This window comes from Leifsonia sp. NPDC058248 (assembly GCF_042881905.1).
Taxonomy (GTDB): domain Bacteria; phylum Actinomycetota; class Actinomycetes; order Actinomycetales; family Microbacteriaceae; genus Leifsonia.
In genome coordinates, this window is sequence record NZ_JBHVXB010000001.1 from 98,689 (window position 1) to 117,781 (window position 19,093).

22 protein-coding genes are annotated in these 19,093 nt (G+C 68.4%); 17 read left to right on the forward strand and 5 right to left on the reverse strand.

The genetic code is table 11. The annotated features are described in order from the left end of the window. Nucleotides 1-65: 65 nt before the first annotated feature. Complete coding sequence (locus tag ACFVV5_RS00480) at nucleotides 66-455, reverse strand: phage holin family protein (protein ID WP_387237279.1); 390 nt, start codon at nucleotides 453-455, stop codon at nucleotides 66-68. A gap of 111 nt (nucleotides 456-566) precedes the next feature. Between ACFVV5_RS00480 and ACFVV5_RS00485 the strand changes: the two genes are divergently transcribed. From ACFVV5_RS00485 to ACFVV5_RS00550, 14 genes are all read left to right on the forward strand, one after another. Beyond that, complete coding sequence (locus ACFVV5_RS00485) at nucleotides 567-1,652, forward strand: histidinol-phosphate transaminase (protein ID WP_387238772.1); 1,086 nt, start codon at nucleotides 567-569, stop codon at nucleotides 1,650-1,652. 4 nt (nucleotides 1,653-1,656) lie between these two features. Continuing rightward, nucleotides 1,657-2,796 carry a thiamine pyrophosphate-dependent dehydrogenase E1 component subunit alpha gene (locus tag ACFVV5_RS00490; protein ID WP_387237282.1) on the forward strand — a complete coding sequence of 380 codons (1,140 nt, stop codon included), beginning with the start codon at nucleotides 1,657-1,659 and terminating at the stop codon, nucleotides 2,794-2,796. A gap of 314 nt (nucleotides 2,797-3,110) precedes the next feature. Beyond that, nucleotides 3,111-4,070: an alpha-ketoacid dehydrogenase subunit beta gene (locus tag ACFVV5_RS00495; RefSeq protein WP_387238775.1), complete on the forward strand. Its 960-nt coding sequence runs from the start codon at nucleotides 3,111-3,113 to the stop codon at nucleotides 4,068-4,070. A 60-nt stretch (nucleotides 4,071-4,130) separates the two neighbouring features. Beyond that, on the forward strand, nucleotides 4,131-5,576 hold the full coding sequence (locus ACFVV5_RS00500; RefSeq protein ID WP_387237285.1) for a dihydrolipoamide acetyltransferase family protein: 1,446 nt from the start codon (nucleotides 4,131-4,133) through the stop codon (nucleotides 5,574-5,576). A gap of 72 nt (nucleotides 5,577-5,648) precedes the next feature. Beyond that, entirely contained in the window at nucleotides 5,649-6,071 is a 423-nt protein-coding gene (locus ACFVV5_RS00505; protein ID WP_387237288.1) for a GNAT family N-acetyltransferase, read from the forward strand. Between the two features lie 82 nt (nucleotides 6,072-6,153). Next, nucleotides 6,154-7,065: a metal ABC transporter solute-binding protein, Zn/Mn family gene (locus ACFVV5_RS00510; RefSeq protein WP_387237291.1), complete on the forward strand. Its 912-nt coding sequence runs from the start codon at nucleotides 6,154-6,156 to the stop codon at nucleotides 7,063-7,065. Further along, nucleotides 7,062-7,946 (forward strand): metal ABC transporter ATP-binding protein, encoded by an 885-nt coding sequence (locus tag ACFVV5_RS00515; RefSeq protein WP_387237294.1) that lies wholly within the window; start codon nucleotides 7,062-7,064, stop codon nucleotides 7,944-7,946. The genes ACFVV5_RS00510 and ACFVV5_RS00515 overlap by 4 nt, the downstream gene beginning before the upstream one ends. Further along, the gene (locus ACFVV5_RS00520) at nucleotides 7,943-8,824 is read left to right on the forward strand and encodes a metal ABC transporter permease (protein WP_387237297.1); all 882 of its coding nucleotides are present in this window, start codon (nucleotides 7,943-7,945) and stop codon (nucleotides 8,822-8,824) included. The genes ACFVV5_RS00515 and ACFVV5_RS00520 overlap by 4 nt, the downstream gene beginning before the upstream one ends. Nucleotides 8,825-8,834: 10 nt before the next feature. After that, complete coding sequence (locus tag ACFVV5_RS00525) at nucleotides 8,835-9,221, forward strand: Fur family transcriptional regulator (protein WP_387237299.1); 387 nt, start codon at nucleotides 8,835-8,837, stop codon at nucleotides 9,219-9,221. 194 nt (nucleotides 9,222-9,415) lie between these two features. Further along, nucleotides 9,416-9,652 (forward strand): 50S ribosomal protein L28, encoded by a 237-nt coding sequence (gene rpmB / locus ACFVV5_RS00530; RefSeq protein ID WP_387237302.1) that lies wholly within the window; start codon nucleotides 9,416-9,418, stop codon nucleotides 9,650-9,652. Beyond that, a complete protein-coding gene (gene rpmG, locus ACFVV5_RS00535) occupies nucleotides 9,652-9,819 on the forward strand; it encodes a 50S ribosomal protein L33 (RefSeq protein ID WP_027692168.1) in 168 nt (55 codons plus the stop codon). The genes rpmB and rpmG overlap by 1 nt, the downstream gene beginning before the upstream one ends. A gap of 4 nt (nucleotides 9,820-9,823) precedes the next feature. Continuing rightward, on the forward strand, nucleotides 9,824-10,129 hold the full coding sequence (rpsN, locus tag ACFVV5_RS00540; RefSeq protein ID WP_387237308.1) for a 30S ribosomal protein S14: 306 nt from the start codon (nucleotides 9,824-9,826) through the stop codon (nucleotides 10,127-10,129). 322 nt (nucleotides 10,130-10,451) lie between these two features. Continuing rightward, nucleotides 10,452-10,739, forward strand: coding sequence for an HU family DNA-binding protein (locus tag ACFVV5_RS00545; RefSeq protein ID WP_387237311.1), 288 nt, complete (start codon nucleotides 10,452-10,454; stop codon nucleotides 10,737-10,739). Nucleotides 10,740-10,932: 193 nt separating this feature from the next. Beyond that, nucleotides 10,933-12,843 carry a cytochrome c oxidase assembly protein gene (locus tag ACFVV5_RS00550; protein ID WP_387238778.1) on the forward strand — a complete coding sequence of 637 codons (1,911 nt, stop codon included), beginning with the start codon at nucleotides 10,933-10,935 and terminating at the stop codon, nucleotides 12,841-12,843. A 62-nt stretch (nucleotides 12,844-12,905) separates the two neighbouring features. Here ACFVV5_RS00550 and ACFVV5_RS00555 read toward each other — a convergent pair whose 3' ends face one another. Then, complete coding sequence (locus tag ACFVV5_RS00555) at nucleotides 12,906-13,982, reverse strand: hypothetical protein (RefSeq protein ID WP_387237314.1); 1,077 nt, start codon at nucleotides 13,980-13,982, stop codon at nucleotides 12,906-12,908. 90 nt (nucleotides 13,983-14,072) lie between these two features. On the opposite strand from ACFVV5_RS00555, the gene ACFVV5_RS00560 reads away from it, so the two are divergent. Continuing rightward, the gene (locus ACFVV5_RS00560; protein WP_387237317.1) at nucleotides 14,073-15,371 is read left to right on the forward strand and encodes an ATP-dependent RecD-like DNA helicase; all 1,299 of its coding nucleotides are present in this window, start codon (nucleotides 14,073-14,075) and stop codon (nucleotides 15,369-15,371) included. Nucleotides 15,372-15,444: 73 nt separating this feature from the next. Continuing rightward, complete coding sequence (locus ACFVV5_RS00565) at nucleotides 15,445-15,798, forward strand: FHA domain-containing protein (RefSeq protein WP_387237320.1); 354 nt, start codon at nucleotides 15,445-15,447, stop codon at nucleotides 15,796-15,798. Between the two features lie 101 nt (nucleotides 15,799-15,899). Here ACFVV5_RS00565 and ACFVV5_RS00570 read toward each other — a convergent pair whose 3' ends face one another. The 3 genes from ACFVV5_RS00570 to ACFVV5_RS00580 form a co-directional block, all read right to left on the reverse strand. Further along, the gene (locus ACFVV5_RS00570) at nucleotides 15,900-16,547 is read right to left on the reverse strand and encodes a heme oxygenase (biliverdin-producing) (protein ID WP_387237323.1); all 648 of its coding nucleotides are present in this window, start codon (nucleotides 16,545-16,547) and stop codon (nucleotides 15,900-15,902) included. Nucleotides 16,548-16,637: 90 nt separating this feature from the next. After that, a complete protein-coding gene (locus ACFVV5_RS00575; RefSeq protein WP_387237326.1) occupies nucleotides 16,638-17,210 on the reverse strand; it encodes a hypothetical protein in 573 nt (190 codons plus the stop codon). 41 nt (nucleotides 17,211-17,251) lie between these two features. Next, nucleotides 17,252-17,665, reverse strand: coding sequence for a DUF4383 domain-containing protein (locus ACFVV5_RS00580; protein ID WP_387237328.1), 414 nt, complete (start codon nucleotides 17,663-17,665; stop codon nucleotides 17,252-17,254). Between the two features lie 129 nt (nucleotides 17,666-17,794). Here ACFVV5_RS00580 and ACFVV5_RS00585 point away from each other — a divergent pair, with 129 nt between their 5' ends. After that, nucleotides 17,795-19,075 (forward strand): serine hydrolase domain-containing protein, encoded by a 1,281-nt coding sequence (locus ACFVV5_RS00585; protein WP_387237331.1) that lies wholly within the window; start codon nucleotides 17,795-17,797, stop codon nucleotides 19,073-19,075. Nucleotides 19,076-19,093 lie beyond the last annotated feature (18 nt).

Here is a 19,093-nt window from a genome sequence, read left to right on the forward strand (position 1 = left end):
TCCTTGCGTGGTGGGGTACCTCTCTATTGTCCCGCATCCGCGACGGGCGCCGGACGACGCGCGCGTCAGTCGCGCCGGGTGAGCGGGCGCAGGATGAGGCCGAGCAGCCAGGCGATGATCGCCAGCACCAGCGCACCCAGCACACCCCACCAGAAGCTCGCGATGAACAGTCCGAAGCCCATCAGGCTGCTGATCCAGGCGACCAGCAGCAGGAGCAGCCCGTTCACGATGAACGAGATCAGGCCGAGCGTGAGGATGTACAGCGGGAACGCCACGATGCGGATCGCCGTGCCGATGATGGCGTTGACGACACCGAAGATGAGCGCGATCAGCAGGTAGGTCAGGATCGTCGGCAGTGTGCCCGTGTCGTACGGCTTCACGGTGACGCCCGCGACGATGAGCGTGGTCAGCCAGAGTGCCACGGCGTTGATGATCAGCCTGAGGAGGAATCGCATGGCACCCATGATGGCAGGAGGGGCGGTCGGGGCAAGCCCCGACGAGGAATTCCCCCCGAGGAATGCACCCGCGGGTAAGTTGGGTCTGTGAGTACCGATGACGCCCCTGGGGTGAGACTTCGCCAGGAGATCGTGGACGTTCCTGCCTACAAGCAGGGGAGGGCGGCGCCGTCCGACGGCTTCAAGCTGTCGAGCAACGAGAATCCGTTCCCGCCACTCACCGGGGTGATGGATGCGGTGGCCGGCGTGCTCGGCGACCTCAACCGCTACCCGAACGCCGGTGGGCTCGACCTGCGTGAGCGGCTCGCGCAGCGCCACGGCGTCGGTGTGGGCCAGGTGCATCTGGGCAACGGCTCGGTGTCGCTCCTCGCCCAGCTGATCTCGGCTGCGGCCGGAGCCGGCGACGAGGTCGTCTATTCGTGGCGGTCGTTCGAGGCGTACCCCGGGCTCGTCACCGTCGCCGGGGCGACCAGTGTCCAGGTGCCGAACCGGCCCGACGCCGGTCACGACCTGCCCGCGATGGCTGCGGCGATCACCGACCGGACGCGCGTCGTCATCGTGTGCACGCCCAACAACCCGACCGGCCCGATCGTCACGGCGGCCGAGTTCGACGCCTTCATGGCGCTGGTGCCGAGCGACCTCCTGGTGCTCCTCGACGAGGCGTACTACGAGTTCGCGACCGATGACACGTCGGTGGACGGCATCCCGCTGCTCGTGCGCCACCCGAATCTCGTGGTGCTGCGCACCTTCTCGAAGGCGTACGGGCTGGCGGCCCTCCGCATCGGCTACGCGGTCGGACCGGAGGCCGTGCTCAACGCCGCACGCTCGGCCGCGATCCCCCTCTCGGTCACCGACGCAGCTCGAGTGGCCGCCCTCGCGTCGATCGACGCCGAAGAAGAGCTCATGGAGCGGGTCGCCCGCGTCGCGATGCGTCGCGACGAGCTCCGGGATGCGCTGATCGAGCAGGGCTGGAACGTTCCGCAGGCACAGGGCAACTTCGTCTGGCTGGCCACCGGCGAGCAGACCGCCTGGGCCAACGATGCCTTCTTCGACGCCGGGCTCACCGTTCGAGCGTTCGCTCCGGAGGGCATCCGGATCAGCGTCGGGGAGCAGGAATCTGTGGGGAAACTCCTTGAGGTCGCGGGCGATCTTGTGCGAAACCTACCAAATGGGCACCCCGCCAAGCGGTTAGGTTAGTACGGTGGCTGCCACGAACGATAACCCGCGCCCGGCGAACACCGTCCAGTTGCTGACGGCCGACGGCCGTTTTCAGCCGAGCGACCCGGCCGCGGAGTACCTGCCCTACCTGGAGCGTCTCGGCGAAGACGACTACCGGCGGCTCTACCGCGATATGGCGAAGGTGCGAGCCTTCGACCTCGAAGCGGCCAACCTGCAGCGCCAAGGGCAGCTCGGCCTCTGGGTGCCGAGTCACGGCCAGGAAGGCGCCCAGGTCGGCTCCGCCTACGCCGCCAAGCCGCAGGACAACCTCTTCCCCTCCTACCGCGAGCACGTCGTCGGCATGATCCGCGGCATCGACCCGATCGGCATCATCGGCCTGCTGCGCGGAACGACGCACGGCGGCTGGGACCCGACCGACCCCGCGGTCAACAACTTCCACCTGTACACGCTCGTGATCGGCTCGCAGTCGCTGCACGCGACCGGCTACGCGATGGGCGTGAAGTTCGACGGCAAGGTCGGCACCGGCGACCCCGAGGTCGACGAGGCCGTCATGGTCTACTTCGGCGACGGGGCCACCAGCCAGGGCGACGTGAGCGAGGCGTTCGTCTTCGCCGCCAGCTACCAGACTCCGCAGGTGTTCTTCCTGCAGAACAACCACTGGGCGATCTCCGTGCCGGTGAGCACGCAGTCGCGCACTCCCCTGTACCTGCGTTCGAGCGGCTTCGGCATCCCGGGTGTGCAGGTCGACGGAAACGACGTGCTCGCGACCTACGCGGTCACCGCGAAGCACCTCGACGACGCCCGTAACGGACACGGTCCCAGCATGATCGAGGCGCTCACGTACCGCATCGGCGCGCACACCTCGAGCGACGACCCGAGCAAATACCGCACCGACGAGGAGCTCGCCTACTGGTCGGACCGCGATCCGATCATCCGGTTCCGCACGTTCCTGGAGCACCAGGGCGTCGGGCAGGGCTTCTTCGACGGCGTGGACGAGGAGGCGGCCGACCTGGCCGCCGACATCCGGCGGCGCACCCTCGAGCTCGGCAACCCGCCCGTCGCGTCGATGTTCGAGAACGTCTACAGTGAGCCGCATCCTCTGATGGAGGAGCAGAAGCAGTGGGTCGCTGACTACGAGGCATCCTTCGGAGGTGACGCATGAGCGACGTGAGAAGTGAAACAGAAGTGGTCGAAGCGGAGTTGATGGATGCTCCGCCGGAGCCGTCGACCGACGAGCAGCCGCAGACTCAGGCGATCGACGTGGTCGAGATCGTCGAGGCCGAGCCGTCGTCGACCTCGCTCGAGAACCATGTCGCCGAGCAGGAGTGGACCCGCGAGTTCGCGATCGAGGACGACGCGCCCGGCCCGGTGGCCGAGCAGGACCTCCCGCAGGAGGACCTGCAGGAGGAGCGCACGGAAGTCGCCGCGGACGCGGCCGTCGCCGAAATCCGCGAGGCTCCCGTGCAGACCCTTCCGATGGTCAAGGCGCTCAACGCGGGTCTGCGCAAGGCGCTCGCCGACAACGACAAAGTGATCATCATGGGTGAGGACGTCGGCCCGCTGGGCGGCGTGTTCCGTGTGACCGAGGGCCTTCAGCAGCAGTTCGGCGCGCAGCGCGTCGTCGACACCCCGCTCGCCGAGGCCGGCATCATCGGAAGCGCGATCGGCCTCGCCATGCGCGGCTACCGTCCCGTGGTGGAGATCCAGTTCAACGGCTTCATCTTCCCGGGCTTCGATCAGATCACCACGCAGCTGGCCAAGATGACCAACCGGCACAGCGGGAGGATCTCGATGCCGATCGTGATCCGCGTGCCGCACGGCGGGCACATCGGAGCGGTCGAGCACCATCAGGAGGCGCCGGAGGCGTACTTCGCGCACACCGCGGGCCTCCGGATCGTGGCGCCGTCCACCCCGCACGACGCGTACTGGATGATCCAGGAGGCCATCGCCTCCGACGACCCGGTGATGTTCTTCGAGCCGATGAGCCGGTACTGGCCCAAGGGCGAGGTCGACCTCACGCAGAACCCGACCCCGCTGCATGCCAGCCGGGTCGTGCGCACGGGCACCGACGTCACCGTGCTGGCCTGGGGCGGCATGGTGAGCGTGCTGCTGCGTGCGGCCGAGCTCGCCGCCGACGAGGGCATCAGCCTCGAAGTGATCGACCTCCGCTCGATCTCCCCCATCGACTACGGCCCCATCCTGGAATCGGTCCGCAAGACCGGTCGCCTTGTCGTGGGGCAGGAGGCACCCGGAAACGTGAGCGTCGCATCCGAGCTCGCCGCGACCGTGACCGAGAAGGCCTTCTACTCGCTGGAGGCGCCCGTGCTGCGCGTCACCGGCTTCGACACCCCGTTCCCGCCGGCCAAGCTCGAGGACATCTACCTCCCCGACGCCGACCGCGTGCTCGAGGCCGTCGACCGCGCACTCGCGTACTGACCGGTCTCCCGGCCCGGCCGCCGACCTCGCACCCGACCTCGTAACTGAAAGAAGCCGCCGATGAGCGAATCGAAGTTCCTCCTGCCCGATGTGGGCGAAGGTCTGACCGAGGCCGAGATCGTCTCGTGGAAGGTCGGACCCGGCGACGCCGTCGCGGTCAACCAGGTGATCGTCGAGATCGAGACGGCGAAGTCGCTCGTGGAGCTGCCGTCGCCGTTCGAGGGGGTCGTGGGCGAACTCCTCGTGTCCGAAGGCGACACCGTCGACGTCGGCACGGCGATCATCACCGTTTCGAGCTCGGGCGACGCGCCCGTCCCGGCACCGGAGCCCCTGAGCGAGGTCGCCGAGGCGGCGGCGGATGCTGCGGCCAGCGTCTCGCACGAGACCGACGCGCCCGCCGAGGCCGAGAAGCCGGGTGCTGTGCTCGTGGGCTACGGCTCGTCGGGTCACGGTGCCAGCCGTCGACGGCGGGTCACCCACCCCGGGACCAACGCGATCCCGGTGGCTGTCGCCGCGGGATCCGCCGGCGCCGCAGCGCCAGCCCCGGCCGTCGCGCCCGTTCCGACTGCTGCATCGCCCGTTGCTGCTCCGGCCGCGCCGGCCCAGCCGCTCACCGTGCGCCACGAGGTCGGCGTGAAGCCGAACGTCCCCGTGATCGCCAAGCCGCCCATCCGGAAGCTCGCCAAAGACCTCGGCGTCGAACTCTCCGAGGTCACGGCCACGGGCCCGATCGGCGACATCACCCGTGACGACGTGCTGCGCGAGGCGACCCAGGCGAGTGTGTTCCGCAACATCCAGACGCCCGAGTGGCCGGATGACCGCGAGGAGCGCATCCCCGTCAAGGGCGTCCGCAAAGCGATCGCCAACGCGATGGTGTCGAGCGCGTTCAGCGCTCCGCACGTGAGCCTGTTCGTGGACGTGGACGCGACCCGCACCATGGAGTTCGTCAAACGCCTCAAGAACTCGCCCGACTTCGCCGGGGTCAAGGTGTCGCCCCTGCTGATCATGGCGAAGGCGATCATCTGGGCGGTGCGCCGCAACCCGACGGTGAACTCGTCGTGGACGGATGAGGAGATCGTCATTCACCACTACGTGAACCTCGGCATCGCCGCTGCCACCCCGCGCGGCCTCATCGTGCCGAACGTCAAGGACGCTCAGGACATGTCGCTGCTGGAACTCGCCGGCGCCCTCGAGCAGCTCACCATCACGGCGCGCGACGGCAAGACGCCGCCGGCCGACATGGCGAACGGCACGGTCACGATCACCAACATCGGCGTGTTCGGGATGGACACCGGAACCCCCATCCTCAATCCGGGCGAGGCCGGCATCGTCGCCCTCGGAACGATCAAGCAGAAGCCCTGGGTGGTCGACGGCGAAGTGCGCCCGCGCTTCGTGACCACGCTCGGCGCCTCGTTCGACCACCGGATCGTCGACGGCGATGTGGCGTCGCGCTTCCTGGCCGACGTCGCGTCGATCATCGAGGAGCCCGCACTCCTGCTCGACTGAGGCCCGTCGGCGCGCGTCGGTCGTCCCGGCGTGCATCGGTCGCGCTGGCGGGAGGCGTCCTAGGCTGGTGGGATGACCGTCGTCGCACTCGAAGACCCCTCCTCCGTCGGCCGGGAGGAGGCGCTGGCGCTGTACGGGACCGTCGGCTGGAGCGCGTACACGAAGGACGGCGAGCGGCTGTCGCGAGCGATCGCCGGCTCGAGCCTGGTGGCGACGGCGCGCGCCGACGGCCGGCTCGTTGGACTCGCACGCGTGGTGAGCGACGGGGCGAGCATCCTGTATCTGCAGGACGTGCTGGTCGACCCGGCCCTGCAGCGCACGGGCGTCGGCCGCCGTCTGGTGAGCGCCCTGCTCGACGCGTTTCCGGATGTGCGGCAGAAGGTGCTGCTCACGGACGACGAGCCCGGTCAGAAGGCCTTCTACGAGGCGCTCGGATTCGGGGACACCCGTGAGGCGCACGGCGGAGTGCTGCGGGCGTTCGTGCGCTTCGACTGACCAGTTTTGACAATCATTATCAATAAGCGTTACGGTCGTGTGTGGCCCCTTCCGGCCCGCCCTCGACTTAGACAGGTCCCCCATGAAGACGCGATCCCTCGTCTCCTTCCTCGCCCTCGCCGCTGCCGCCGCCCTCGCGCTCACGGGATGCTCGTCCGGAGCATCCGGCCAGACGGCCCCCGGCACGCTCTCCGTCGTCGCCAGCACCAACGTCTACGGCGACATCGCCCGGACCATCGCCGGCGACGCCGTCAGTGTCACCTCGATCATGAGCAACCCCGCGCAAGACCCGCACTCGTTCGAAGCCAGCGCGCAGAACCAGCTGCAGATCTCGAAGGCGGACATCGTCATCGAGAACGGCGGAGGCTACGACGACTTCATGGACACCATGCTGAAGGCGGCGCACAACGACAAGGTCGTGGTGCTCGACGCCGTCGACATCTCCGGCAAGAAGGCGTCCGGCGGCGACGACCTCAACGAGCACGTCTGGTACGACTTCCCCACGATGCAGAAGGTCGCGGACGCGCTGGTCGCGACACTCTCGAAGGCCGACGCCTCGCAGGCGGCCACCTTCCAGAAGAACGGCCAGGCGTTCACCGCGCAGCTCACCGCGCTCGAGAACCGCACCGCCCAGCTCAAGCAGAAGTACGCCGGCGAGGGTGCGGCGATCACCGAGCCCGTCCCCCTGTACCTGCTCGACGCGATCGGCCTCACCGACAAGACCCCGAAAGCGTTCAGCGCGGCCATCGAAGCCGGCACCGACGTCTCCCCCGCCGTGCTCGAGCGGACGCTCGACCTGTTCCGCAACGGCGACGTGAAACTGCTCGCCTACAACGAGCAGACCAGCGGCCCCGAGACCCAGATGGTCCTGGCCGCGGCCAAGAAGGCCGGCGTGGCGACCGTGCCGGTCACCGAGACCCTCCCGAGCGGCACGGACTACATCGGCTGGATGACGGCCAACACTGACGCCGTAGCCAAGGCCCTCGGCGAATGACAGGCATCGCAGACGGCATCACCACCGAGCCGCTCGACCGCGTCCCCGACCCGGCCGAGGGCCCGGTGGTTCTCAGCCTCCGCAACGCGGACCTCGGCTTCGGCGACCGCACGCTCTGGAGCGGGCTCGACCTCGACGTGCACGCAGGAGAGTTCGTGGCGGTGCTCGGCCCCAACGGGTCGGGCAAGACGAGTCTGCTCAAGACGATCCTCGGCCAGCAGCAGCTCGATTCCGGGACGATCGATTTCGACGGGCATCCGGTGCGCCGCGGCGATCGCCGCATCGGGTACATCCCGCAGCAGAAGCTCATCGCGGCCGGAACGCCGATGCGCGCCCGCGACCTGGTGGCGCTCGGCGTCAACGGGCACCGGTGGGGGCTCCCCGTTCCGTCGCGGTCCGACCGCGAGCAGGTGGAGCGGCTGATCGAAGCGGTCGGCGCCCAGCGCTACGCGGACGCGCCCGTCGGCACGCTCTCCGGCGGTGAGCAGCAGCGGCTGCGCGTCGGGCAGGCGCTCGCCGGAGACCCGTCGCTGCTCCTGTGCGACGAGCCCCTCCTCTCGCTCGACCTGCAGCACCAGCGCGGGGTCAGCGAGCTCATCGACCGCCGCAGACGCGACCACGGCAGCGCGGTGGTCTTCGTCACCCACGACGTGAACCCGGTGCTCGGGATGGTCGACAAGGTGCTCTATCTGGCCGGCGGCCGGTTCCGGGAGGGCACCCCCGACGAAGTGCTGCGCAGCGACGTGCTGACCGACCTGTACGGGACGCCGGTCGACGTCATCCGGACCCACGGACGCATCGTCGTGGTCGGGATCCCGGATGCGGAGACGCACGACCACCACGCGGACACGCACGAGAGCCACCGCGAGGCGGCCTCGTGATCGCCCAGCTCGCGGACTCCCCCGATCTCTGGTCGCAGCTGTTCAACTTCGCCAACTACGGCGAACTGCTCGGGCTCGTGCAGAACTCGATCCTCGCCGGCGCCGTGCTCGGGGTGGTCGGCGGCCTGATCGGCGTGTTCGTGATGCAGCGCGACATGGCGTTCGCCGTGCACGGAATCAGCGAGCTGTCGTTCGCCGGGGCGGCCGCGGCGCTGCTGTTCGGGGCGAATGTGGTGATCGGCTCGATCGGGGGCTCGCTCATCGCGGCCGTCCTGATCGGGGTGCTCGGCGCGAAGGCGCGGGACCGCAACTCGATCATCGCCGTGCTGATGCCGTTCGGCCTCGGCCTCGGCATCCTGTTCCTCGCGCTGTATCCGGGACGCAGCGCCAACAAGTTCGGGCTGCTCACGGGACAGATCGTCTCGGTCGACGACCCGCAGCTCGGCTGGCTCATGCTGATCGGAGCCGTGGTGCTCATCGGGCTGCTGGTGATCTGGCGCCCCCTGACGTTCGACAGCCTGGATGCCGACGTCGCAGCCTCGCGCGGCGTGCCGGTGCGATTCGTCTCTCTCGCGTTCATGGTGCTGCTCGGGCTCGCGGTGGCGGTCTCGGTGCAGATCGTCGGAGCGCTCCTGGTGCTGTCCCTGCTCGTCACCCCGGCAGCGGCCGCGATGCGGATCTCGTCGTCACCCCTCGCCGTCCCCCTGCTCAGCGTCGGATTCGCGCTCGTGTCGGTTGTCGGCGGCATCCTCCTGGCCCTCGGCGGCTCGCTCCCGATCAGTCCCTACGTCACCACCATCTCATTCGTCATCTACGTCATCTGCCGGCTCGTCGGGGTGCGGCAGAGCTCACGGCGACTCGTGAGGGTGGCGGGTTAGCCTTGGACACGTGAAACGCAACACCTGGCAGCGAGAGGCCGTCCGCGAGGCTCTGACCTCGACGGAGGGCTTCATCAGCGCGCAAGGACTTCACCTGAGCCTGCACGAGACCGGCTCCCCCATCGGCCTGGCTACGGTGTACCGCGCGCTCGCGGACCTCGCCGCCGAGGGCGACGCCGACTCGCTCCAGTCCCCCGAGGGCGAGAGCCTCTACCGCGCCTGCACCACCGGCCACCACCACCACCTGATCTGCCGCAACTGCGGCCTCACGGTCGAGATCGAAGCGGATGCGGTGGAGCAGTGGGCGCAGGCGGCCGCGGCATCCCACGGCTTCACGCAGGCGCAGCACGTGGTCGACGTGTTCGGGCTGTGCGAGAACTGCTCGCGCGTGGTGTGAGCCGCTCGCGCGTGGCGTGAGCTGCACGCGATTGGCGCGGCGCGCATCCGTCGCGTAGTATTGATGTTTGGTCGAGTGGGCCTCTCCCGCTCCGATCGTACGCAAACCCCCACCATCCTCGGATCACGGGGGTTGAGCGTGCCGACAAGTGACCTTGGGCGGAGCATTCGGCTCCGCGGTATTGGAGAAAACAAATGGCAGCAGTGTGCCAGGTGACTGGAGCCGTTCCCGGCTTCGGGCACAACATTTCGCACTCGCACCGACGCACGAAGCGTCGTTTCGACCCGAACATCCAGAAGAAGACGTACTTCGTTCCGTCGCTTCGCCGTAACGTGACCCTGACCCTGAGCGTCAGGGGCATCAAGGTCATCGACGCCCGCGGCATCGAGTCCGTGGTCAAGGACCTCCTGGCCCGTGGGGAGAAGATCTAATGGCAAAGCAGCAGGACGTTCGTCCGATCATCAAGCTTCGTTCGACGGCTGGTACCGGTTACACCTACGTGACCAAGAAGAACCGCCGCAACGACCCCGACCGTCTCGTGCTCAAGAAGTACGACCCCGTAGTGCGCAAGCACGTCGACTTCCGAGAGGAGCGCTAGACACATGGCAAAAACGTCCAAGATCGCCAAGAACGAGCAGCGCAAGGTAATCGTCGAGCGCTGGGCCGCCAAGCGCCTCGAGCTCAAGAAGGCTCTCGTCGACCCGAACGGCACCGACGAGTCGCGCGAAGCGGCCCGCCTGGGCCTGCAGAAGCTCCCCCGCGACGCTTCGCCGATCCGCGTCCGCAACCGCGACGCCGTCGACGGCCGTCCCCGTGGAAACCTCAGCAAGTTCGGCATCTCGCGTGTCCGTTTCCGCGACATGGCGCACCGTGGCGAGCTGCCCGGTATCACCAAGTCCAGCTGGTAACAGCGCGACAGCATCCTGAAGGGGTGTCCGGCTTCGGCCGGGCACCCCTTCGGCGTTGGTGGTGGTGGTGGCGTCCGCAACTCAGGAGAAGTCGGCCCGCGAGGGCCGTCCAGACCTCTATTCAGGAGGAATCGGGCGGCGGGATGCGAAATCTCCTGTGTTACGGGTGTGGAGTTCGCGAAAAACGCCGTGAATCCGCGTGTTCTCGCGGGATTCTGATACATTCGAGGCGGTCAAACCGACCAAACGTTACGGCCCGCGTGGCCTCAACCGTTCCACTCAAGAGCTGTAAAAACAGCACAAGGTCCGAGGAGGACACTCAATGGCTGACAAGTCGCTGAACAAGACCGAGCTCGTTGCCGCAATCGCCGCATCGTCGGGTCAGAGCCAGGCTGCCGTCGGCGGCGTGCTCGACGCTTTCTTCGCCACGATCGCGGAGACCGTCTCCAACGGTGGCAAGGTCACCATCCCGGGCTGGCTCGCTGCAGAGCGCACCGAGACCGCTGCTCGCACGGGCCGCAACCCGCAGACCGGCGCCGAGATCAACATCCCGGCCGGCCACCGCGTCAAGCTGACCGCGGGCTCGAAGCTCAAGGCTGCCGTCAAGTAGTCTCATCTGCTTGCTCGAGGGCGGTGCCGCGTTGCGGTGCCGCCCTCGTCGCGTCTGCGGCCGGCCGGGCATCCGGAACCGCGCGACGGGGCCTGTGTGCGGGCTCCCAGCGCTGCCGACGTAGGCTTGACGAGTGCCCCGAATCGTCCGGATAGCCGGCCCTGCCGTGCTGCTGATCGTCGCCGTGCTCGCGATGATCGCGGCACTGGCGTTCGGCGGCGGCGCGTCGGCTCCGCTCCTCGCGGACCCGGGTGCACTCGTGCGCTGGGGACTCCCCGCCTCGACCCTCGTCGTGAACCTGAGCCTGGCCGGCGTCATCGGTGCGCTGGTGCTCGCCTGCTTCGCCTTCAGCTCGGACCGGGACGAATACGGCAAGGCGCTCGACTTCGCCGCCGGATCGGCCGGGGTCATGACCGTCGCCGCCGCCGTGACCGGGTTGTTCACGTTCGTCAGCGTCTCGAGCGTTCCGCTCTCGTTCGACCAGACCTTCAGCAACGGCCTGAGCTCCTTCGTCACGAGCGTCTCGATCGGGCAGGCGTGGCTGGGGATCACCCTCATCGGTGCGGCCGTCACCGTGCTGTGCTTCGCGGTCCGCAACCAGACGGCCCTGGTGTTCGTCACCGCTCTGGCGATGGCCGCGATCGTCCCGATGGCCCAGCAGGGCCACAGTGCGGATGCCGCAGGCCACGACGCCGCCGTCACCTCCTTCGGCCTCCACGTGCTTTTCGCCTCCCTCTGGCTGGGCGGGCTCGTCACCCTCGTCGTGGTGCGGCGCTCGCTCGACGGCGGCCGCATCGTGCCCGTGCTCGAGCGGTACTCCTCGATCGCGCTCATCTCGTTCATCGTCGTCGCGGCGTCGGGCTACGTGAACGCCGAGCTGCGCATCGGCACTCTGGCGGAGCTGGCCACGCCGTACGGCATCCTGGTGCTCGTCAAGGTCACCGCGCTCGTGGCGCTCGGCCTGTTCGGCGTGCTGCAGCGGCGCTACCTGATCGGCCGGCTGAAGACCGGCGCATCACGGAACACGTTCTGGTGGCTCGTGACCGCCGAGCTCGCCTTCATGGGCATCGCGTCGGGCGTCGCGGCGGCGCTCGCCCGCACGGCCACTCCGGTCGCCGAGAAGCTCGGCGCAGCGCCGACGCCGGCGGAGATCCTCACGGGTCAGAAGCTGCCGCCGGAGCTCACCTGGGGGCGACTGGTCACCCTGTGGAACTTCGACCTGCTCTGGGTGCTCGGCTGCGCGTTCGCCCTCTTCTTCTATCTCGCGGGCGTCTGGCGGCTGCGCAAACGCGGAGACAAGTGGCCCATCCACCGCACGGTGTTCTGGGTGGCGGGTCTCGTGCTGCTGTTCTACATCACGTCGGGCGGCGTCAACGTCTACGAGAAGTACCTGTTCTCGAGCCACATGCTGGCGCACATGGTGCTCACCATGATGGTGCCGCTCCTCCTCGTGCCCGGAGCGCCGGTCACGCTCGCGCTGCGCTCGATCCGCAAGCGCACCGACGGGTCGCGCGGCGGACGCGAGTGGATCCTCCTGGCCGTGCACTCGAAGTTCGCCGACGTGATCTCCAACCCCATCGTCGCGGCCGTGCTCTTCGCCGGATCCCTGTGGGCGTTCTACTACACGCCGCTGTTCCGCTGGGCGACCACCGACCACGTCGGCCACGAGTGGATGATCACCCACTTCCTCATCACGGGCTACCTGTTCGTGCAGTCGCTCATCGGCATCGACCCGGTCAAGTACCGGCTCGCGTACCCGTTCCGCCTGCTCCTCCTCCTCGGCACGATGGCCTTCCACGCGTTCTTCGGCCTGTCGATCATGACCAGCCAGGCGCTTCTGCTCGCCGACTGGTTCGGCTCGATGGGACGCGTCTGGGGAGCGGTCCCGCTCGTCGACCAGCAGACCGGCGGGGGCATCGCGTGGAGCGTCGGCGAGATCCCCACGGTCATCCTGGCCATCGTCGTCGCCATCCAGTGGGGCCGGAGCGACGATCGCGAGACCAGACGGCGCGATCGCAACGCCGACCGCACGGGAGACGCGGAACTGCAGGCCTACAACGAGCGTCTGGCCAGACTCGCCTCCCGCGACGCGGTGAAGCGCTAGCCCCGGACGCCGTCGGCCCGGTTCTCGTGGGCTCAGTCCTCGTGGGCTCAGTCCGCGTGGGCTCAGTCCGCGACAGTGATGTCGAGCGAGCCATCGTCGTCGCGGATGACGATGGACGACAATGACACGGTGAACGCCTCGTCGCGCTCGCGCTTGGAGACCGTGCCGTCGAACAGGGACTGGACCGTGACCGAGAGGTGCGCGATCCCTTGAGCATCCGGCATCATCCATCCGCTCGGCCCGGCGACGATCGAGACCATCGGATACTTGACGATCGACCAGCTCGGCTGGCCCTCCACGCGGTCGTCGATGACCACACCGAACGGGCATCCGGTGGGCTGCAGCACATGCTGCTTCGCGCAATCGTCGAGGTACCCGTTGAGCTGCTTCTCGACATCGGCCACGAACGCGTTGTTCGGGTCGGCGACCACGCTGACGTCGAGCTGCCGTCCCGGGCTGCTGGCCGTGAGCGTCACCGGCTGGGCATCCAGATACTTCGAGGTGTGGCCGAGCACGTAGACGGCGGGCGCGAAGACGAGATAGTCGGCCGCGACGCTGAACGAGCCGACGGGTTGGGCCTCCGCCGCCCGGGGTTCCAGGGTGTGGCCCCCGACCGTGAAGGTGTCGGCGTGCTCGACGGTGATGTGTGCGACGGTCAGCGGCGTCGCGCCGAACCGCCAGGTGGGGAGGAGCCCGAGCACGGCGCCGGTCTGGCGGACGCTGAACCGCGCGGTCACCGGATGCCCGTCCGCTTTCGCCTGCACCTCCACGAGATGCTCGCCCGTGCCCAGATCGTCGTCGTTGAGCACCCGGATGTCGGTCAGTGTCGGGAGCACGTCGGCACGCAGGAGCTCGCGCGAGGGCGTCGGAGGCAGCCCCTGCGCGCGCAGGCTCGCCTCGGTCGGGGCGGCGCCGGGCATCGCGAGGGCCGCGCGGAGGTCGTGCGCGGCCAGGGACTCGACGTAGGACGATGCGAAGCCGCCCGCGCTGTAGAGACTCCGCTGGAGGGCGCCGACGGCAGCGGCGAACGCGAGCAGGAGCAGCAGGGCGACGCCCGACCAGAGCAGTACGACACGCGTGCGCGGGGAGAGGGCCGCGAGGGGATGCGGCGGCGGGCTGTCGACCTCATCCCCAACCATGAGGCCATCCTAAGGTCCTGTGGAGAGTGGGCCACGGCATCCGGGACCGCGTTAGAGTAGTTCGGCAGGTCGCGCGAGGGAAGGACTCGGATGGGCCGACTCTCCCTCTCTCCCGAACAGAAGGCCGTGTTCGAGCTGATCGAGCACACCCGGGAGCACGTGTTCGTCACCGGTCGTGCCGGCACCGGAAAGTCCACGCTGCTCAATCATCTGGCGTGGAACACCGAGAAGTCGTTGGTGATCACCGCGCCCACAGGCGTCGCCGCGCTGAACGTGGGCGGGCAGACCATCCATTCGCTGTTCCGGCTGCCGATCGGCGTGATCGCCGACCACGACATCGAACAGAGCGCAGAGCTGCGCAAGCTCCTCAACAGCATCGACACGCTCGTCATCGACGAGGTCTCGATGGTGAACGCCGACCTGATGGACGCGATCGACCGCAGCCTGCGCCAGGCGCGTCAGAAGCCCGCCGAGGTGTTCGGCGGCGTGCAGGTGGTGCTGTTCGGCGACCCGTACCAGCTCGCGCCGGTGCCGGGCGACCCCGAAGAGCGCGCCTATTTCAGCGACACCTACCGGTCGATGTGGTTCTTCGACGCCCGGGTGTGGCTCGAAGCCGATCTCAAGATCGTCGAGCTGGTCGAGATCCACCGCCAGCACGAGTCCGACTTCAAATACATGCTCAACGCGGTGCGCCACGGGCAGGTCACCAAGGAGATCGCCGACCGCCTCAACGAGATGGGCGCGCGGCCCGCTCCGGATGACGGGACGATCACGCTCGCCACGCGCAACGACACCGTCAACCGCATCAACGCGCAGGCGCTCAGCCGTCTCCCGGGCCGTGCCCTCACCGCGAAGGCGGAGGTCAGCGGAGACTTCGGAGGCCGCGCCTACCCCGCCGACGAGACCCTCGAACTCAAGGTCGGAGCGCAGGTGATGTTCCTGCGCAACGACGTCGGCCAGGGCGGCGACGGCCCGCGCTGGGTCAACGGCACGATCGGCACAGTGACCCGTATCGACTCCAACGTCTACGTGGAGGTCGACGGCGAGATCCACGAAGTCGAGCCGGCCATCTGGGAGAAGTTCAAGTACTCCTACTCCCCCGCCACCAAGAAGCTCACCAAAGACGTCGTCGCCGAGTTCACGCAGTTTCCGCTGCGCCTGGCCTGGGCGGTCACCATCCACAAATCGCAGGGCAAGACGTACGACTCGGCGATCGTCGACCTCGGCTACCGCGCGTTCAGCCCGGGTCAGACCTATGTGGCGCTCAGCCGGCTGACCTCGCTCGACGGCCTGTACCTCTCGCGCCCGCTGCGCCCGAGCGACATCATGGTGGATGCGGACGTCGAGCGGTTCATGCGCACCCGGCCCCGCACACCCAGCCTGACCTGAGCCCTGCTCGCCTCGGCTGAACCCGGGACGACACGACCCACGACGCACGCGACGAAACCGAATGGAGAAGCAGATGGCGGTCACCTTCATCCTCGACTTCAGCGACGGCCAGCACTTCGAGACCTCCGGCAACGGCGTGATCGGGCGCAACCCGGTCGTGCACACGCCCGGGACCGAACTGGACGACCCCGCTCACGTGCAGCTCATCGAGATCGAGGACGACACCAAGTCGGTGTCGCGGGCTCACCTCGCCTTCGGTCAGTACGAGGGCGTGTTCTGGGTGCTCGACCTCGGTTCGGCGAACGGGACGACGATCGTCTACCCGGGTGACGGCACGTACGCCTGCGACCCGAACACCCGGCACGAGGTCGATCCGGGCTCCGTGGTGAAGTTCGGCACGGCGTCGTTCGCGCTGAGCCGGCGCTAGGCGGCACTGCGGGTGAATTCGCGCGTGATGTGCGCCCCGCCAGCGGCTCTGGGCTCCGTTTCAGCGACGAGGCTCAGGATCCCGAGCGCTCTCGATCCCGACTACGCGACCGCCTTGGCCGCGGCGAGAGCCTCGAACAGCTCCGTATTGAGGCGCGAGGCGAGGTTGACCTCGTCGATCACGCGCCCGCGCTCCGCGTCGTCCCAGTCCACGGCGTCGAGCTGCGCCCGGTAGACGTCCTTGAACTCCTTCGGCTTGGCGATCTCGGCGAAGAGGTAGAAGCCGACGCCGTTCGTCTCGAAGCCGAACTGGCGCTGCATCAGCATTCGGATGATCTGGCAGCCCGACAGGTCGCCGAGGTAGCGCGTGTAGTGGTGGGCGATGAAGCCGCCGGGCCAGGACGTGCCGACCGCCCGGATGCGCGCGACGTAGCGCTCCGTGGTGGGCAATGGCGTGATGAGGCCACGCCAGCCGGGTCCGAGCAGGAACTCGAGGTCGGACTCGATCGCCGGCAGGCGGGTGAGCTTGGGAGTGATGAAGGCCGCAGCCTGCGGCTCGCGGCGCATCACCGCCTCAGCCTGCTCCAGCGCCTCGTAGATGAAGTAGTGCTGGGCGAGGAGCGAGACGTAGTCGTCTCTCGTCCCCTTGCCGGTCATCAGGTCCTGCATGAAGACCGCCCCGGCGCTCGCCCCGTGGTCGGTGCGTGTGCGCTCGCGGAGTGCCTGCGAGAAGGGGATGAGGTCGGCCACGGTGCTCCAGAGGTCGAATACGTCGGACCCGATTGAGGGTTGCCTGAGTTTAGAGGAGCCACGCCGAAATGCGAACCTCAGTCAGAACCCTCAGTGCTGGTGACCGCCGTGCTGCAGGTGCACGTCGACCGCGGCGACCCCCGCATCCGTGACCGCCAGAGCCGGGACCGTCACGGCCGACACTGCGGCAGAACTCAGCAGGAGCGCGAGCACGAATCGCACGGCACCCGTGTCGTGAGCGGATGCCCGGCGGCGCAGCACGACGGCTATGACCACAGCGATCGTCAGGTCGAGGCCGGAAGCCACCGCGAGGGGGAGCGGAGGAAGAGCGATGACGGTGCCGGCCGCAGTGGTGGCGCCGACGGTGGCGACCGCAGCCCAGCATCCGATGGGCGCGAGAGCCAGGTAGAGCGACGCCCGTAGCAGTGGCGGGCGGTCGCGGATGAGGGTGGCTGCGGCCCACCCCAGCTCCGCGGCCCCGATCGCCGTCAGGACGATCAGGGCCGGGAGGGGTGCGCTCGCCGCGAGCGCTGCGTGAACCAGCCCCGCGCCGAGCGCAACCACGGCGAGCCAGGCCCGGGTCGCCGGGGCGACGGTCATCGTCGTCGGAAGCGACTTCGGCCGATCAGCCCCCGTTCCGTTGCCGGTCACTGTCTCGGACATCCCCACAGAAGTCCCCATCAGTGCGCTCGCCGTGGTCGTCGTCAGGCGACGGCCGAGTTGGCGCGCACGGTGCGCTCGGCGCCGAGGCCGACACCGAGGAGCACGATCGCGCTCACGAGGTGGAGGACGTGGTCGGGCGTGTTCAGCGCGAGGATGTTGGCTCCCGTGCCGACGAGGAAGAAGCCGACGATGCCGAGCAGCAGGTAGACGGCGCCGACGGTCGTGTTGACGGCCTTGGCCGCAGCGACCCGGGTGAGCCCGGCGATGAGCAGCGCGGCGCCGATCAGCAGGTGCGCGATGTTGTGGAGCGGGTTGACCTCGAAGATGCCGAGGATCAGACCGCCCTGGGTCGCGACGAAACCGACTCCGCCCGTGTATGCGAAGCCGAGCAGGCCGACGACGATGTAGACCGCGCCGAAGATCGTGGCGACCAGGCGATTCGGTGATGTGCGCATGTTCGTTCCCTCCTTGTGGAAGAGCACAGCGTCTGCCGTGTTCCTCCTGTGTTCGGAGGGCTGCGCGGAACGGATTGGTACTGCGGTTAGAATCCTTGGACAAGCACCACAACCATCGGGGGATGGCACATGCGTCGACGAGCGAACGGGGCTCGGCGGGTCACCGTCATCGGTTTGGCGAGCGCACTCGCACTCCTCCTCGTCGGATGCACAGCGAACGCGAGCGGGTCGGCCGGCGTGCCGGGGCAGGTCCCGGGAGGCTTCTCCTCCGAGGTGAGCGGCAAGCTCGACACGGCGGTGAAAGACGCCGTGAAGCAGTCCGGCGCATCCGGTGCCGTGGTCGGGGTCTGGGCGCCCTGGGCCGGCAGCTGGACGGCCGGAATCGGCACCACCGCGCTCAAGGGCACCAAGCCGGTCACCCCGAACATGGGCTTCCGCATCGCCGGCAACACGATGGCGATGACGTGCAGCGTGCTCCTCGGACTCGTCGACGACGGCAAGGTCCGGCTCGACGACCCCGTGACCAAGTACGTGCCCGGATTCGTGGGCGTCGACGGGGTCACGCTGCGGGAGCTGTGCCAGAACACGTCGGGCCTCGGCGACTACGTGCCGCAGCTCCGCTCGATCTTCGTCAACAATCCCACCCGGATGTGGCCGGCGCTCGAACTGGTGAGCGACGGGATCGCCACGCAGCGGTTCGGGAACCCGGGCGAGAAGTACGGGCAGTCGTGGGCCGGGTTCGTGCTGCTCGGCATGGCGCTGCAGAACGCGACCGGCAAGAGCTGGCAGGACCTGTACTCGCACTACGTCTTCAGTCGGCTGGACATGAAGTCGAGCTCGCTTCCGGGATCCGACCAGCTCACGATCCCGGGAGCGCATCCGGCCGGCTATGTCAGCACGATCAACGCGGCAGGACAATCGGTGTGCACGGCGGTCGCGGATGTGAGCAAACTGTCGCCCTCGATGGGCTGGACCGCCGGTGGTGTCGTCTCGAACGTGCCCGACCTCAAGAGCTATGTGCAGGCGCTCGCCTCCGGTTCGCTGGTGTCCGACAAGAGCGCGACGGAGCAGGCGAAGAGCGTCTCGATCGGCGCCGAGTGGCAGAAGTACGGTCTCGGGATGCTGACGCTCGGTCCGCTGCGGGGCAACGTCGGCGCGATGCCCGGCTATCTCTCGGCGATGTTCAGCGACCCGAGCTCGGGGCTGACCGTCGTGGTCGCGCTGAACAACTCGACTCCGGGACCCGCGTACATCCAGGCGCTCGCGCAGCGTCTCGCGTCGATCGTCGCCAAGGTTCCCGCGAAGCGGGCCGGCGCCAAGACGGTCGCGACGCTCCCGTGGTCGGAGCAGCAGCAGGTCGACCTGCTCGCGAAGAGCGCGCCCTGCGCCCCGAAGGCCGCCAAGAAGTAGGCCCGCGTCAGAGCGGGG